This window comes from Paenibacillus sp. UMB7766-LJ446 (genome assembly GCF_030226665.1).
Lineage (GTDB): Bacteria > Bacillota > Bacilli > Paenibacillales > Paenibacillaceae > Paenibacillus > Paenibacillus vandeheii.
Genome location: NZ_JASOYM010000004.1, coordinates 533,610 through 550,342, shown reverse-complemented (window position 1 = coordinate 550,342; position 16,733 = coordinate 533,610). Strand labels below are relative to the sequence as shown.

15 protein-coding genes and 1 pseudogene are annotated in these 16,733 nt (G+C 43.8%); 1 reads left to right on the top strand and 15 read right to left on the bottom strand.

The features are described 5' to 3' along the window. Positions 1-104 precede the first annotated feature (104 nt). The 11 genes from QP794_RS13460 to QP794_RS13410 form a co-directional block, all read right to left on the bottom strand. Positions 105-1,742, bottom strand: coding sequence for an extracellular solute-binding protein (locus QP794_RS13460; protein ID WP_285077231.1), 1,638 nt, complete (start codon positions 1,740-1,742; stop codon positions 105-107). Between the two features lie 219 nt (positions 1,743-1,961). Then, positions 1,962-3,614 carry a sensor histidine kinase gene (locus QP794_RS13455; RefSeq protein ID WP_285077229.1) on the bottom strand — a complete coding sequence of 551 codons (1,653 nt, stop codon included), beginning with the start codon at positions 3,612-3,614 and terminating at the stop codon, positions 1,962-1,964. After that, a complete protein-coding gene (locus tag QP794_RS13450; RefSeq protein WP_285077227.1) occupies positions 3,583-4,338 on the bottom strand; it encodes a response regulator transcription factor in 756 nt (251 codons plus the stop codon). Before QP794_RS13450 ends, QP794_RS13455 begins: the two co-directional genes overlap by 32 nt. Positions 4,339-4,591: 253 nt before the next feature. Continuing rightward, positions 4,592-5,473 carry a carbohydrate ABC transporter permease gene (locus QP794_RS13445; protein ID WP_285077225.1) on the bottom strand — a complete coding sequence of 294 codons (882 nt, stop codon included), beginning with the start codon at positions 5,471-5,473 and terminating at the stop codon, positions 4,592-4,594. 15 nt (positions 5,474-5,488) lie between these two features. Continuing rightward, the gene (locus QP794_RS13440; RefSeq protein WP_024631747.1) at positions 5,489-6,379 is read right to left on the bottom strand and encodes a carbohydrate ABC transporter permease; all 891 of its coding nucleotides are present in this window, start codon (positions 6,377-6,379) and stop codon (positions 5,489-5,491) included. A gap of 52 nt (positions 6,380-6,431) precedes the next feature. Continuing rightward, positions 6,432-7,706 carry an ABC transporter substrate-binding protein gene (locus QP794_RS13435; RefSeq protein ID WP_285077223.1) on the bottom strand — a complete coding sequence of 425 codons (1,275 nt, stop codon included), beginning with the start codon at positions 7,704-7,706 and terminating at the stop codon, positions 6,432-6,434. 85 nt (positions 7,707-7,791) lie between these two features. Continuing rightward, the gene (locus QP794_RS13430; protein WP_285077221.1) at positions 7,792-8,670 is read right to left on the bottom strand and encodes an AraC family transcriptional regulator; all 879 of its coding nucleotides are present in this window, start codon (positions 8,668-8,670) and stop codon (positions 7,792-7,794) included. Positions 8,671-8,870: 200 nt separating this feature from the next. Then, entirely contained in the window at positions 8,871-9,302 is a 432-nt protein-coding gene (locus QP794_RS13425) for an MBL fold metallo-hydrolase (RefSeq protein ID WP_285077219.1), read from the bottom strand. A gap of 80 nt (positions 9,303-9,382) precedes the next feature. After that, the gene (locus QP794_RS13420) at positions 9,383-9,925 is read right to left on the bottom strand and encodes a TetR/AcrR family transcriptional regulator (protein ID WP_285077217.1); all 543 of its coding nucleotides are present in this window, start codon (positions 9,923-9,925) and stop codon (positions 9,383-9,385) included. A 27-nt stretch (positions 9,926-9,952) separates the two neighbouring features. Further along, positions 9,953-10,303 (bottom strand): DMT family transporter, encoded by a 351-nt coding sequence (locus QP794_RS13415; RefSeq protein ID WP_285077215.1) that lies wholly within the window; start codon positions 10,301-10,303, stop codon positions 9,953-9,955. A 20-nt stretch (positions 10,304-10,323) separates the two neighbouring features. Beyond that, a complete protein-coding gene (locus tag QP794_RS13410; RefSeq protein ID WP_285077213.1) occupies positions 10,324-10,644 on the bottom strand; it encodes a DMT family transporter in 321 nt (106 codons plus the stop codon). A gap of 234 nt (positions 10,645-10,878) precedes the next feature. Between QP794_RS13410 and metE the strand changes: the two genes are divergently transcribed. Then, entirely contained in the window at positions 10,879-13,170 is a 2,292-nt protein-coding gene (gene metE / locus QP794_RS13405) for a 5-methyltetrahydropteroyltriglutamate--homocysteine S-methyltransferase (protein WP_285077212.1), read from the top strand. 78 nt (positions 13,171-13,248) lie between these two features. On the opposite strand, the gene QP794_RS13400 is transcribed toward metE, so the two are convergent. The 4 genes and pseudogenes from QP794_RS13400 to QP794_RS33325 form a co-directional block, all read right to left on the bottom strand. Next, the gene (locus QP794_RS13400) at positions 13,249-14,235 is read right to left on the bottom strand and encodes an alpha/beta hydrolase (RefSeq protein WP_285077210.1); all 987 of its coding nucleotides are present in this window, start codon (positions 14,233-14,235) and stop codon (positions 13,249-13,251) included. A gap of 33 nt (positions 14,236-14,268) precedes the next feature. After that, positions 14,269-14,886: a TetR/AcrR family transcriptional regulator gene (locus QP794_RS13395; protein ID WP_285077208.1), complete on the bottom strand. Its 618-nt coding sequence runs from the start codon at positions 14,884-14,886 to the stop codon at positions 14,269-14,271. Positions 14,887-15,019: 133 nt separating this feature from the next. After that, on the bottom strand, positions 15,020-16,072 hold the full coding sequence (vanG, locus tag QP794_RS13390) for a D-alanine--D-serine ligase VanG (protein ID WP_285077206.1): 1,053 nt from the start codon (positions 16,070-16,072) through the stop codon (positions 15,020-15,022). A 240-nt stretch (positions 16,073-16,312) separates the two neighbouring features. Beyond that, a pseudogene (locus tag QP794_RS33325) lies at positions 16,313-16,544 on the bottom strand (D-alanyl-D-alanine carboxypeptidase family protein); the annotation flags it as partial. Positions 16,545-16,733: the final 189 nt, after the last annotated feature.

Sequence of the window (16,733 nt, the reverse complement as noted above, 5' to 3'; positions counted from 1 at the left end):
TGTTCCACCTCCATCATGTGCCTAATTGGACAGGCATTATCGGCGAAAGCCCGTGCAGAAGCCCACCATCATACTTGGCTTCCGCACCTAAGCTCACGCAATCGTCATCTGCTGCTCATCTCGTTGACTTCTTCTGTAATCTCATCGCCACCCGTACGCTTCCAAGTGTCAACAAACTTATCAAATTCATCTACAGAGGCTTCACCCATAATGATCTTGAGCATGGTTTCCTCTTCGAGCTTCTGCAGATTCGCCCACTTCAGCTTCATCGTCTCGGTTGTTCCATAGAAGCCTGCGGGTATCACTTCCAGATTCGGGTTGTTTGCTTCACGCTGCCCCTCGATCCGGGAGAGGTATTCGCCGTAGGTGTTTGCATCAATCTCATTCCCTTTTTCTTTGAATTCTTGATAGGCCTTGAAAGAAACCACTCGATCTTCCTGAACAGCGGAAGCATCTCCTGCCTTATCCGCCTTAATCAAATCATCGTAATAACGCTTCAGCACATCGTCATAATCCACTTGCATCGGAATTTGGGTAGGATCATTGTTCCAGCGGCTTGCATCGGTCAGCAACTCGTCGGGATGCTCTTTCTTATAATTGATCGCGTCCTCCGTTAAGGAGTATAGGAAATCCGTTGTTAAATTGATGGATTTCATAATCGCTTCAGGATAACCAAAATCCTTCTTTACAACGACGATACCTCCGCCCACCGGATCCTGCCGAATCGTCTTGAACTTGCCATTCTCATCCACAGGTGCAGATACGGCAACCCAGACTGCTTCAGGATCTTGCTTGATGGAATCCTTGTAGTTGGTGTAGCCGATCCACCATGGGTTAAACAGCATTCCGGCCTGTCCGTTGATGACGAGGGCTTCCTTCTCTTCATTGGAACGGACAGCAAACTGTTTATCGATCAAGCCCTCTTTATACATCGCGCTTAGCTCCGTCAGCGCTTGCTTCACTTCAGGCTGAACAGACCCATATTCAACCCGACCGTCCTTCTGTATCCAGTTCATAGGAAAGGCTCCGTGCGCAGCGAAGATTGGCGTAAAATTCATGGCATTGGAGTCCATCACCATGCCTACAGTCTTGCCCGTTCCCGAAACGTCCTTCTCCACAAACGTTCTGGCCAGATTCCATACATCCTCGACGGTTTCCGGCAGCTTCGCGCCGACTTTATCCACCCAGTCCTTCCGGACCCACAGCAATTGGTGCTGGTTTCCGATATTCGTCATGGGCAGACCCATGATTTTGCCGTCTACCTTCACTTGATTCAGCAACAAATCTCCGAAGGAACCATAAATATTTTTAACGCCTTCGGATGCTGTCTTCTCGTACACTTCCGTCATGTCGGCAATCAGATCGTTATCCACCAGCTGATTAAATATTTCGCGGCTGACCAGCATGACATCCGGCAGATCACCTGTGGTCATCGAGAGTGACAGCTTCTGATCCATATCATCTGTTTCCCAAGCCACCTTGGCCTTGACGTTCACCCGGTCTTCTACATAGCGTGTAGCCAGATTGTCCTCAATGGTGTCGCCGGAAGGCAAGTTGTTCACATGATTGGTATTCCGGCCGATCGTAAATTCCACTGGCGTCTCGTATTTACCGTATGGTTCATAATCCTGATCTGAAACTTGGGGCTGTGCACTATCGTTATTGCCCCCGGTACATCCGCTGAATACAGCCAGCATCATGCTGCCAATCAGCAGCGTAGCCATCGTTCTGCGCTTGCTCATCCTGTCATCCCCTTTATCTGATTTGCTCTTGATAACCAAATTGTATGCGTTTTCAAAAATGGCGTATATGCCACATTTTTCGGATATGTATCACTTTTTTTATGACCTCCAAATTAACTTTGATGCTCTGCATCAGAGATCCTAACAAGAACCAAACAAGCGGTTGCACCAGCAACCGCTTCAGTATTCCAGCTATGTTTTTAGTATATGTTTATACACTCATGAGGCAGGAAGGACAATGGACACTTCCGTTCCGTTGCCCGGTTCACTATGAATCACAAGCCCGTAATCCCGTCCATAATACAGCTTAATCCGGTCATTCACGTTCCGGACACCACACCCGCCATTCTCCCCGGTTAGCAAAAGGGCCGCCTGTACTGGCATCATGCCTACACCGTTATCACGAACCATCAATTTAATGCTCTCCCCAATCCGACTAACCGCAATCTGAATGCAATAATCTCTCGCATCTGCCTCCACAAAACCGTGCTTGATGGCATTTTCAACAATCGGCTGCAAAATAAAATGAATCACCTCGGTATGTAATACCTCGTCATGGATTTGGTAATCCACTTCAAATCGGCCATCGTTCATAATGAGCTGCAAATCAAGATATGCCTTAATATGCTGGATCTCAGCCTCAATTGTAGCCATATGCCTCCCCTGATTTAGTGTTGTTCTATAGAAACGGGCTAATGCAGATACCATATAACTCGTCTCGATATCCGCTTTTTTCTCGGCCCTCCATCGTATAAATGAGAGCGTATTATACAGAAAATGAGGGTTAATTTGACTAATCAACTTGTTATACTCACTTTCCTGCTTGGCAATTTCGGCATGGTACACCTGAGAGATCAGGCTGTTGATCCTTTTCAGCATTTTACCGATACCGTTAGTCAGCTCACCGAATTCATCTCTGGATGAACTTCGGATAATTACATCCAGATTGTTCCGCTCCACCTTGTCCACTTTGTTCTTGATATGGATAATTCGTTGCGTAAAGTTATTGGAAATGACATAAATGAGCAGGAAAGTAATGATCAGACTGAGGATGATGACAAACAGCGTAATTTGAAAAATGCCCATGGCATTTGCGTACGCATTGGTATTCAGCAGATTATAGTGAATTGTCCAGCCATTGTTGGCGAGCGAGCGGCTTAGACTCAGATCACCAGGATCCCCAACTTTCAAACCTACGGCCCCAACAGCACGCTCGTGGTTTTTCTGGAAAATCACATGCTGCTTCGCGTCCTCAATATGAACGGCTACATGCTCCGACAGATTGTCCAGGTCTGCAAAGATGCTATCATGCTGAATGGAGATCACCATAAAATTGCTGTCTTTCGGATTGCTGATCAGTTCCTGAACGAGATAGAGCTTCTCTCCATCCACAATCCAGCGCCTGCCTCGAAATCCGTCATACCAAGCCTTGCTCTTGAGATCCCCAATAGGCAAAATATTGTTGCGGATTCCCAATAGCTCCCCGGATGTATAAAAGGTAATGGCTTCAATATCATCGTCCATCAGCCGAATATTCGAGATCAGTGGTTCCAGAATGTCCCGGAAATCCAGGTACATATTATAATAGTTTTCCTCGTAGTCTTTCGTAAAGATCTGCGATAAATCCCGATTAAGCACCATGAACTCACTCAGCGTATTGTACCGATTAATCTTATAATCCATAATGTTAGCCACCTGCTCCAGACTTGCTTCTGCTTCGCTCCGAAGCTCCTTCATTTGGATACGGTAGGACTGAATGAAGGAGAGCAGTCCGAGCAGAAGAATCGGAATGAGTGCAATCACCAGATGGGACAGCAGCAGCTTGTTTCTGAACTTGATATCATTGAATTTGCTCTTGATCCATCCGATCATGAAGCACCCCGCACTCTCTGAACTGTAACGGACTGACGCCGAACCGGTTTCTGAACAGCTTGGCAAAATAAGAATGATTGTCGATGCCAACAGCCCCTGCAATATCATTGATTTTCATATTCGAGTGAGCCAGCAGATGGCTTGCACGCCGCAAGCGGTAATCCGTTAAATATTTCGAGAAGTTTTCCCCGGTCTCTTTTTTAAACAAAATGCTTAAATACCCTGGAGATAGATACACATCGTGAGCCGCCTCCGACAATGAGATATCTCTCTGATGATTATCCTTCACATAATCCTTCACCTGTCGGATGACCTTCGATTCCATCAATTCCGGTTCAGGACCTCCGCCATAAGGACGGATCTGCGTGATATCCTCCATCACCTGTAGAAACTCTTCCCTGACCAGCGGCTTAAGCAAATAATTCACCACACCCAGCCGAATCGCACTGCGGGCATATTCGAATTCATCGTACCCACTGCAAATGACGATCTTTACATTCTGCTGGGTCTTACGGGCTTGTTTGCTAAGCTCCAGTCCGTCCATCAGAGGCATTCTGACATCGGTGATGAGGATATCAATCGCATTTTGAACCAGAATCTGCTCTGCTGCTTTGCCATTCTCGGCCTCCAATACTTGAAAGGGAAACCCGTAGTGAGAGATCCAATCCTTAATGCCTTCTCTTTGAACGCACTCATCGTCAACAACAAGAACATTAAACATCATGACATCTCCTTTGCATGTGAAGTGAAGGAAACTTCAGGGTGGAATATCATATTATGCATTGCTATTTCCAGTCATATGGTAGTATAGCATAGATTTTAGAAAGGGCTTTCAAAATGGTTTTCCTCTTCTTTTTAAGATATAGAGATCAGTGATTTAAACCCCCAATGACATAAATACGATCGTGTAAAAAAACAAAAAGAGCCGCCATATGGCGACTTTTTCCGTGGTGTTTTGTTGACTTGTACATGTACACTTACCCTTTCACCGCACCCAGCGCAACGCTGCCTATAATTTGCTTGGAGAATATCGCAAAGACAATAATAATAGGTAAAATCGAGATCGCAACACCCAAATACAACAGTCCATAGTCCATTCCGTAATATCCTTGCACCAGTGCAACGAGTACCGGAAGCGGATATTTATCCAGGGAGAAAAACAGGACGAGCGGCGTGAGAAAGTTATTCCATGAACCGATAAAGGTAAATATGCCAAGGGCCGAAATGGCCGGTCCCAGAATGGGTAAGACAATCTGATTAAATGTGCGAAACTCCCCTGCACTATCCACACGTGCCGATTCGATGATTTCGTCGGGAATGCTGCTCTCCATGAATTGTTTGATAAAAAATACATTAAATGCATTCGCTGCTGCAGGCAAAATGATCGCTGCATAGCTGTCCAGTAAACCTAACGTACTGAACAGACGATACATCCCGATTAGAGCGAGCTGCCCTGGCACCATCATAGTTGCAAGCAAAAATAGAAATAGCCAGTTGCGACCTTTGAATTTGAACTTGGCGAAGCCATATGCCGTCAGGGAACCGATATACAAGGATAACACCGTAGAGGTTCCGGCAATGAAAAAGCTGTTGGCAAACCCGCGCCAGATATTGATTTTGGAGGCCATGTTCATATAATTATCCACCAAGAAGGGTCCGGGCAGAAATGTAAATGTCGATGCAATCGTTGCATTGTTATGCGTGGAATAGATGAGCATGAGATAAAATGGAATGATACAGATCACGGCGAGGCTTATCAAACACAGATAAATCATAACTTTGCCCAGTGTCAGACGCCTTACAGTATCATATTGCTGCAGAGTGACTTTTTGTTGTTCAACTGGTTTGACGGTTTGCATTTCATTTCCCCCTCCCTATGCACGGCTCTTGCGCTTCGTCATCATGAAGGATACGACCGATAGCAGGATAATGATGATGAACAGACAGAATGCAATGGCCGCTCCATAACCAAAACGTGTACTTTGGAATGCCACATTATACAGATACATAATACTCGTCATGGCTGCACGATCCGGACCTCCCGTTCCATTCGTCAATGTAAACGGCTGATCGAAAATCTGAATGCCTCCAATAATGGACGTGATCATCTGAAACAGAATAATTGGGCGAAGCATTGGGACGATGATATGAATGAAAATATGTTTCTTTTTCGCTCCATCCATTTGAGCGGCTTCCTGCAGAGCAGGATCAATACCCTGAAGTCCTGCCAGATAGATGACCATGGAGTAACCAAAGTATTGAAAGAACAGAATGGATGAAACGATCAGTCGCATAAACCAGGGATCATTTTTCCAGTTAATCGGATCGTCGATGAGTCCAACTTGAACGAGAAAATGATTCAAACCGCCGGATTGCCAATCAAAGATCAGACTCACGAGCAGACCCAACGATGCAGCAGTAACGATATTGGGAAAGAAATAAACCGCTCTGAAAATGTCTCTTCCCTTAAGCAACTTATCATTTAGAATAAAGGCTAGGACAAGTGAAACGGTTAGCTGTGGGACTACGGAGACACCCCAGATAAAAAGGGTATTAAATAACGTTTTGTAGAAAAGAGGATCTTGTAGCACCGCAACATAATTACCTATTCCAACAAAGTCGGGCGTTGTGATCCCGTCAAAGTTGGTAAAGCTGATATAGAGCGAATACAGGATTGGATAAAGCCCAAAAATGGCGAAAAGAATGAAAAACGGAGCAATGAAATAGTATCCGTAATGGTCTTTGCGGATTGACTTGGCAAACATGATTTGTACCCCCAGTCATCGGATGATTAAAAGGCATTCGCTTACTTCTAAGCTAATCCACTTCCAGCTCCGGAAATCTCAATTTGACATCACGTTTTATTCGTTTTACCGCTTCTTCTTGGGTCTGAATGTCGTTATTGAGATACAACTGGAGTACATTTTTGAAAATATCGTTGTTAATGATTGAATCATATTTGGTTCGCTCATATACAGGAACCTGCTTGGCCGCTTCCGAGAAAAACTCAAAATGCTTCTGCCCTCCCAAATACGCTGAAGATACAGATCCCGCAAGCTGATCATTCACGACCCTATTACTTGTGAAATAATCCTGTTCCTTTGCAAGCTCGGACAGAAAATCATGATCAAAGTTATAAAACTCAATAAACTTCCAAGCCAAATCTTTTTTGTCACTTTTACTGTACATGGCAATATACGTTCCACCGGCACTAAAAGCGGATGGCCCCGGTGCGAGACCCCACAAGCCTTCGGTATCCGGAGCGTTCGCCTTAAACGTGTATTGCAATGCCCAAGTAGCACCCGGATAGAACATCACCTGGCCTTTTTGCATGGAAGCCGCATATCCGGCACTCCCATCATCCAACTCTGCAAGCACATGCCGCTGACGCGCTTCGCGCACAAGGTCAAGCACCTTCATGTAAGTGGGATCGATAACTAACTTCCCATCCTTAACCCAAGGAATACCATCATACGAATTCGAGATCGCGTTCCAGTTGGCAAGCGCATGAACTTTATTTCCACTTTGCTGAGCTACCCTCTCTCCAATCTCAAATATTTTCTCCCAAGTATCAATCTGCGGCGCTACCTTCTCCGGGTCGTCCGTACCCAAATATACTTTGGCCAGATCTCTTCGATAATAAATGCCTCCAGGCGTTCCCTGATAACCGATCGCTCTAATATTTCCTTCACTATCCTTCTCATTAGCTTGCACAAAAGCATACTGCTCTGGAATCAGCTCATTGGCGTTATACGGTGCTTCCGATAAATTCTCCAGATAAGGCACATCAATCAGCTCTCTGATATTTGCATTCTCGATCATAAACACATCCGGAGCCTTGGACGTCGTCTGAAGCGCCGACTTTAACTTGGTGATATAGAAATTGCCCGGAATATTAACAAAGTTCACCTTGATGTCCGGATACTTCTCCTCGAATTTCTCAATGGCATAACCCGCTTCATCCGTAAAACTCCATACCGTAATCTCCTCCTGCTTGGGTTGATTCGCTCCACCCGGCTGGCAACCGGATACCATCATCACTGCGCTTACGAGTGCAATCATGGAGATATATTTAAGCTTAAAGTTCTTCATAGGCCCCCTCCTTCAAAAAGGAAACGCTTACAATTTATTAGAGTATATGGATTTTGGAGAGGGCTTTCTCCTCAAATATTGTGAATCATCCTTCATATGTTGTGTTATTCGTACGATGCTTTTTCCGAAATTCGGACGGAGTACAATCATTATATTTTTTGAAAAGACGATTGTAAGAGTTCACATTGTTAAATCCATGACCAATGGCAATATCCAGAATGGATTCTTCACGAAACAATAACGCCCATTCCGATTTGATAATTCGAAAATGATTGAGATATTCCATCAGCGTGATTCCCTTGACCTCTTTAAACAGTTTACATACGTGAAACTTGCTGAATTTAATGTGCTCCGCGACCTGGTCCAGCTTGACGGGTTCTGCATAATGCTCCTCCAGATATTCGCAGACGGATTCCAGAAATTCAAACTTTTTTGAAGGGGTGCAGGGCCATCCTGAAGTGAATTGTTCTGTAATGGGTTCCTTTGTACGTAACATATGAACGATGAGATCATATAATCGGGCAACCATTAACCAGCGATACCCCACCTGTTGATCCTTCTCTTCATTCGCTATTGCACCTATATATTTGTCCAGATTTTTCTCCGTGGAAAGCTTGCATGGGATGATCGTGGTTTTGTTGAAAAGCTCTCCCAGTTCCTGGGTTTCTCTTTCCGTTGTGAAGCTTCCTGTTAACAATTCCAGCCGAAACAATATAATGGTTAAATGATCTGTACCTGGCAAGAAGCAGTGAACGTCCCCCGGCTTAATAAGCAGTACGTCTCCATGTTCGAGGTCAAAGATATGGCTATTTACGCCGATTTTTGCGCTTTTGCCATGGACCACTACCAATTCAACCTCTTCATGCCAGTGTGCAGCAAAGTTAAACTGTTTCCCGGTATGAATTACGCGGATTGGAAAACCTTCCGTCATATGACCTGTTTCAAGAAAAGTAGGTACACCCATCAAATCATCCTTTCCTCATTTTCCAGTTCAACAATTCTCTAAGTATCCTTATTATGCATCAAATGAACCTGTCCCTTCTAATGGAGTTAAAAAAACAGTTGATATTGCATTGAATCTTAACCAAAAAATAAAGTCGCCTGAAATGGCGACTTCTTAAAAAAGAGGATACGTATCTCTGTTCAATAACCTGTAAGTCAGGATCAGTTTTTACCACGTTTAGTGAGCCATTCCTGAATGGCTTGCAAATTCGATTTAAAATACGTGGTAAAAGACCAATGCTGGTAGGCTGCTGGCACAGATATCTCATCAAGGCTTTGGTTGCTTCGAACAGCAGCAGTCACGATTTCCAATAGATCGGTTATGTAAGCTTTGACTTCATGCAGTTCAGTCAACGAACACACTTCGCCGTGGCCTGGTACGATTGTTTCTATATTCAGCTGTTCGACTTTGTCCAAAATCTCCAGCCATTGCTGTGGATTGGCATACATCAGAACTGGATGATGTTTGGATAGCACCAGATCCCCCATTATGGCAATTTTGTCTTTCGGAATATAGACCAATGCATCGCTCTGGGTATGACCTCCACCAAAGGTCATTAGTTCAACACTGCGCTTACTGCCGTGAATGGTCATATACTGATTAAAAGAATTGCAATTCATATAGCTACGTTCTCGGTCTTCAGATATGAAAAAAGGAGTTGATGCAGGCATTGTCATTTCGCTTCGAAAGACATCTTCATTAGTCTTTCTTCTACTTGATTTCGAATATCCTGATCCAAAATTCCGACTCCAAAAATCTCTGAAAACCATAGCCCATCTGTGGCTAATTTGATAATAGCAGCATTCACGGGATCAATGCCATCATTTAAAATATCTTCTTGAAGAATGTTATTTTTTTTATTGTATGCTGCAAGTAATTCCGGCTTCGAGAATAACACGGCCAAAAGCGCTGTACACAAGGCTGCCGTCGTTTTGGAGTCATGGAAGGTCGTTTCGATATAAGCCCTGCTCCATTTCCCGGCTTCATCTATGCTTTCGCTTGATTTTTGCTGTAGTTCCGAGAAAAACGTATCCCCAAATTCCTCGATCATGGCAGTAACGATTGCCTCTTTATTCGGAAAATGATGAAGCAATCCCCCCTTACTTACTCCCGCATGTTTAGCTACAGCTTCCAACGTTAATTTTTCCATGCCCAGATGTTCGACAATATATGATGCTGATGCCAAAAGCTCATGACGTCTTGAATTACTTCTCAAAAGATAACCTCCTTCATATACGTTTATTTATGACTGACTTGCGTTTGATGATTTGACGGGACTTTTGGATAAGTTTAAAAGCACTACTCCCCCAATGACCAAAATGAGTCCAATTCCCGACAGAATGTTAAAAGGATCGTTCCATAAAATGACGCCAAGCAAGGCGGTTAATGCTGTTCCTGCACCTGCCCATATGGCGTATGCGGTGCTCAAAGGAATGGTTTTCAAACACATCGTCAAAAAATAAAATGACAACGACATTCCAACAACAAGTCCGATCGAAGGAAGCAGATTCGTGAATCCTTCCGACAATTTTAGCATGGTAGTACCGAAAACTTCAGTTATAATGGCAATGCCAAGTGCAAAATAACCTTTCATTGTTCATCCTCCACTCTTACTCAGCTATGAGCCAATTTCATAATCACGACCCCAGCAATGATTAAAATTAAAGCTGAGATTTTTCTGATGTTCACGCTCTCTTTATAAAATACAATTCCAACGAGTGCCGTAAGAGCAGTTCCCACACCCGACCACGTTGCATAAGCGGTCCCTAGCGGAATGATTTTTAAAGCTAGAGAAAGACAAAAGAACGCTGTGCTCATGCCCAAAATTAGCCCTATTATCGGAAGTTTCTTTTGGAACCCATTGGATAACTTCATCATGGAACTTCCAAAAACTTCAGATACGATCGCCAAACCCAATAAAAAATACGCACCCATGCATGCATTCCTCCTAACGTATACGTAAAGTAATTCACTCTAGTTAACTATACCGTCTGGACGGTTTATTTGCAAAGTTTCTATAGTATCTTTATGCATGCTTGCCATTATCAATGTTCTCACGCAACTTTGGTATAGTTATAGGCTATAGCTAGATATAACTTAATGGAATTACTTTATAACCCCAGATATGTGATAACTTTTTGGTAACATATTGTAGAGGAGTTTTACTTAATGGTGAGAAGCAGTGTATTGGGATATCCACGAATTGGTGCCGATCGGGAATGGAAGAAAGCTTTGGAGGCATTCTGGTCAGGCAAGCTGGAAGAAACAGAGTTTCAAGCACGATTACAGGAAATCCGCTTAGATCACTTGCGCAAGCAACAAGAAAAAGGAATCGATCTTATTCCTGTCAATGATTTCAGTTATTACGATCACATTCTAGATACAGCCGTTATGTTCGGGATTGTACCAAAACGGTTTGCATATGATGGTGGCGCTGTGCCTTTGTCTGTCTACTACGGAATTGCCCGGGGAACGAAGGATGCAGCAGCAAGTGAAATGACAAAATGGTTTAACACCAACTATCACTATATCGTTCCTGAACTGGACGGAGCCTCCCCTGCACTTACGGAGAATAAGCCTCTTATTGCTTATCGTGAAGCCAAAGAGAAGCTCGGTATTGAAGGCAAACCGGTTCTTGTCGGACCGTTGACTTTCCTGAAGCTGTCCAAAGGATACGATAAATCCGAAACGAACGTTTGGCTGGACCGCCTGCTTCCACTCTATGTACAAGTGCTTCAGGAGCTTGCAAATGAAGGCGTTCAGTGGGTACAGATTGACGAGCCAATCCTTGTTACTAAAACAAGTGATGCTGACCTGCAGTTGCTGAACCGAATTTATGAGACGTTTGCAGCTGCTGTACCAAGTCTAAACATTATGCTGCAAACCTATTTTGAATCTGTAGAAAACTATAGTGACATTGTTGCATTACCAGTTCAAGGTATCGGACTTGATTTTGTCCACGGGGCGACGGGCAACATTCAATCCATTCAGGCGTTAGGTTTCCCAGCGGATAAAGTTTTGGGTGCTGGGGTTATTGACGGGCGCGGGATCTGGAAAGCCTCATTACCAGGAAAACTGAAGCTGTTGGATGAACTGGCTGAACTCGTGACACCTGAACGCTTATTCGTTCAATCCTCATGCAGCTTGCTTCATGTTCCGGTAACGACAGCGCGTGAAACTAAGCTCACATCTGAACTTAAGAATGCTCTCGCATTTGCAGACGAAAAGTTGGACGAGATTGTTCTGTTGACGAAAGCATTGTCTTCAAGAAGCACTGAAATTATCGCTGAGATTGAAAATTCCGATCGTACGATTCAGGCTCTCCAGCAGTCCGAAGAGCGTAATCGTGTTGCTGTTCAAGAGGCCGTGGCATCACTCAGCGTTCAACAGCCGGAACGCTCCCGTCCGTTTGCCGAACGTCATATCGCGCAGCAGGAAAAATGGAAATTGCCACTTTTCCCGACAACAACCATTGGCAGCTTCCCACAATCCGCTGAAGTACGTAAAGCACGTCAATTGTGGCGTAAGGGTGAGTTGAACAATGAGCAATATGCTGCCTTTATCCGGGATCAAATTGATATCTGGATCAAGATTCAGGAAGAGATCGAGATTGATGTTCTCGTACATGGTGAGTTTGAGCGTACCGACATGGTAGAATTCTTTGGCGAAAAACTTGCAGGATTCGCCTTCACCCAATACGGATGGGTACAATCATACGGTTCCCGTTGTGTCAAACCACCAATTATCTTTGGAGACGTAGCATTTACGGGGGAAATGACCGTAGAAGAAACCAAATATGCACAGTCCCAGACACAGCGTCCTGTAAAAGGAATGCTCACTGGACCAATTACCATCATGAACTGGTCGTTTGTACGTGAGGACATCCCACGCGAGCACATTGCTTATCAATTGGCGTACGCACTGAGACAAGAAGTTGAAGCACTGGAGCAAGCAGGTATTGGCATGATCCAGGTCGACGAGCCTGCGGTTCGCGAAGGATTGCCACTGAAGGAATCGGAGCAAGCCGATTATCTGGCATGGGCGGTCAAAGCATTCCGCATTTCCACTTGCACGGTTCAAGATACAACTCAAATCCACACGCATATGTGCTATTGCGAATTCCATGACATGATTGATTCCATCGAAGCGATGGATGCCGATGTTATTTCGATCGAAACATCCCGCAGTCACGGGGAACTCATTCATAGTTTTGAGTTGAATACTTATAAACTGGGCATTGGACTTGGCGTATACGATATCCACAGCCCACGTGTTCCAAGTGTAGATGAAATGACGAGCATGATCGAACGCGCCTTGCGTGTATTGGACCCTAAACTGTTCTGGATTAATCCGGATTGCGGTCTCAAAACACGTGGCCTCGAAGAAACTGTTGCTTCCTTGCGCAACATGGTTGATGCAACCAAGATTGCCCGTGAAAAGCACGTTGCAACAACGGTTTAAGTTAAATAGATAAAGAATTCAAGAATTCGTTTATAAAAGGCGGACATTCCTATGCTATGGAATGTCCGCCTTTTAATATCATCTTTTCGCTGTCTGCTCAGCAAAATAATGATCTACTGCATATTTAAATGAATGAATAAAAGCTGAAATGGCCTTTTTGCTTACTTCTGCATGGGGTTGAATGATATCAAAGCCATGGAAGCAGCCTTTGTAGAGTTCGAAATCGACAGGAACACCTGCTTTTCTTAAATTTTCGACATACTGGATGGTTTCATCTCGAAACGGTTCCAAATCACCAACAAAAGTTACCGTCGGAGGGAGATTACTATAGTCGGTAGCTCTGGCAGCAGCTGCATACGGAGGTACATCCTTCCCTGCCAATTTCCCAAGATACAATTTCCAAGCCCAATGATTATAATTAGAGTTCCATATAGGAGCATTATTGTCCTTTGCGGATTCCGTAATCATTCTGTCGTCGATCATTGGATACAGTGGCATTTGGAATGCAATGTTCACTTCTCCCTGATCTCTGGCGTAAAGAGTAATTGCAGCGGTTAAACCTCCTCCAGCGCTTTCTCCGCCTACCATGAGCTGATCCTCTCTGATTCCAAGTTCTTTTGCATGGCTTTTCATCCATAAAAGTGTGTCATAACAGTCATCCAAAGCTGCTGGATAAGGAGCGTCAATGGATAATTGATAATCAGGGGCAACGACTACACAATGACTTGCGTCAATTAATTTTTTGTAGGTTTCCCCGAATTGCTCGGGGTTTCCCATGGCATATCCTCCACCATGTATCCAAAGAACCCCGGGCGCATTTCCTGTGGGATGCAGAGGTTTATAGATCCGAATGCGTATTTTGGATCCACCACTTTTGCGCGGTATCCACTCTTCACTGCATTGTAATCCCTCGATGTCTTTTCCCGCTGACGCATCCGATCTTTTTTTTATTTTCCTCATCGATGCAAGCCATTTTTCTTCATGGGAAGATTTCATTAACAAATCAATAAGTTTGCCTTTTATTCTTAATTGCTTATCAATCATTTTCGTTGTAACTTTCATCATTTTTCCATCCTTCCAGGAGTTAATTCAAAACGTCTAGAAACCGGTCCGCAAGTAGCTGAACATGTCGTCCAAATATTGATCCAACGTCATTTCCCCAGGAAAATCGTTTGTGGATTGGCCTGGAAGTAGCACGCTAATACTTCCGTCGAATATAGCCAGAACAGCTCCATATACAGCACCAGAGAGAAGATGAGCGTATCCTTGGGGATACCGTCCCTGAGATAGATCGGTTAATGTTTCCTGAGCCGTAGCTTGCAAACGAGAAAGAACGCTGAGGAGATATGGGTCAAGCGTTGGATACTGTTTGGATAACGCTACGAGCTGACGCATTTTAGAAACATACTCTGCGGTGAGTGATCTCTTTATTAAGAGATATAAGGCATCAAGCGGGAGTATGTTTTCTTGCATAACCTCATTTATTGGCTGATCCTCATGGTTATCTGTAGTAAGAATAGCTGCCATGGCTATCGCTTCCTCTTTACAGGAGAAGTGGTTTGCGAACGTTTTTCTGGAGTAGCCGGCCCTTTGTACGAGATCATCAATAATGAATCCATCCAGTCCTCGCTCAACCGCAAGTTCAAACGCTGCGCCGGCCAGCGCTTTTGTGGTTGCCTCTCTTTTGATATCACGCAAGCTTGGTTTATTCATCATAGATGAGCCTACCCTTCTCTAACAATAGATTATGTCTTCATTCCTTCATAATAATATTATTACCCATTGTGTATTATTACACAATGGGTAATCAAATTTTTCTTTTTCAGTTTTATGTTCCCTTCAACCGCTCTCAGTTCTCATCAATGGCGAGCTCGATGAGCTGGTTAAGAATATTTGCATAAGTCATGCCGCTAGCTTGGAGCATGTTGGGATAGCGGGAATTCGATGTGAAACCAGGTATCGTGTTGACTTCATTGAACACAATTCTTCCGTCAGCGGTCAGGAACATATCTACTCGGGCAAACCCTCTGCATCCAAGCGTTTTATAAATAGTCAGAGCGCTCTCTTTAACCTTCATTGCAGTGTCCTCATCAATGCGGGCTGGCAAGTGAATCTTCGAACTGATCAAGGAGTACTTTTCCGAGAAGTCAAAAAAGTGCCCCTGTAGTTCAATCTCATCGATCATGCCGATTATGGGATCAGAATTGCCCAATACAGCACAACCCACTTCAAAACCGTTAATATTTTGCTCAATGACTACTTTGCTGTCGTGTATGAAGGCGTGTTCTATTCCGGTAATCAACTCTTGCATGTTGTTCACCTTCGATATGCCTAATGACGATCCTGATCTAGCCGGTTTAACAAAGAGTGGGAAGCCCAGTGCTTCTATTGCTGATAACACTTCTTCCATCCGTTCACTCCTATGTATTGTAAGGGAACACGGCGTATCTATGCCTGCTGCCTGCACCAGTTTATGAGCCAGTTCCTTGTCCATACATAACGCAGAGGATAACATGCCACATCCAACAAACGGTATACCCGACAGTTCCAATAATCCTTGCAAGGTTCCATCCTCACCGTATTTGCCGTGAAGCACTGGAAACACAACATCAATCGGTGTTACATGATATTCCATATGCACAAGCTCAATGAGTCCTCTGACTTCTCTACTCGGCGAGAAAAAGGATGGGATACAACTCGGATGCAAATGCCATCGATCATTGCGAATATCCTCAACCGTTCCACTATATCTGAGCCAAGAACCTTGCTGTGTAATTCCAATTAACACAAGATTGTATTTTTCGGTATCCAAATTTTCAATCACTGAAGCGGCCGAGCTCAAAGATACGTTATACTCACCTGAACATCCGCCAAACAATACCGCAATCGACTTCTTCTGCATCGTAAAAGCCTCCTAAAATGTGATATGTCTAAATAATCCTTATTGCTATAACTTAATTTTTAGAGAATGTCGTAACAATGAATCCTTCACGATTCGTTCCTGATATCCGATAAGAATCACAACTCAAGATCGGGATAGGGTTAGATGTCCCTTTATCCGCGGGAACATAATATATCTGGATTGTCATATCCTTTTCTTTAATCGTAAGCTGCTCTCCAGAGTACCGATATTGCTGTACAAAATCGATGTACTCCTCTAAACATAGATTGTTCTCTTCCATGATTTTGGAATGGGGATATCCTACATATCTAAAATGCCATGGCTCATAAGCAATACGAGTGATTGATTCTTTTTCTTGTTTATATCGAAGGATAAAACCGAATTGTATGGCATGTTGTCTGAAGGACTTGTAAATGCCCGTATCCGGAAAGGAAGGAGCAATAAAATCGATATTCGATTTCAATTTACCCACATCGATAGCCAACCCCGTTTGGTGTTCACTATAGTCAGGCAAGGCTAATTAAGCAGAGCATGAAATTGTTTGAAACACTGTTTCTCCAGAAGCATCTCGTTATTTAACTTCTTTATTGAAGGTAAAGAATCCAATGACTCTAGTTGATGGACTTGTACTTGCCTTCTGATTGGGTTTTGATCATTTATT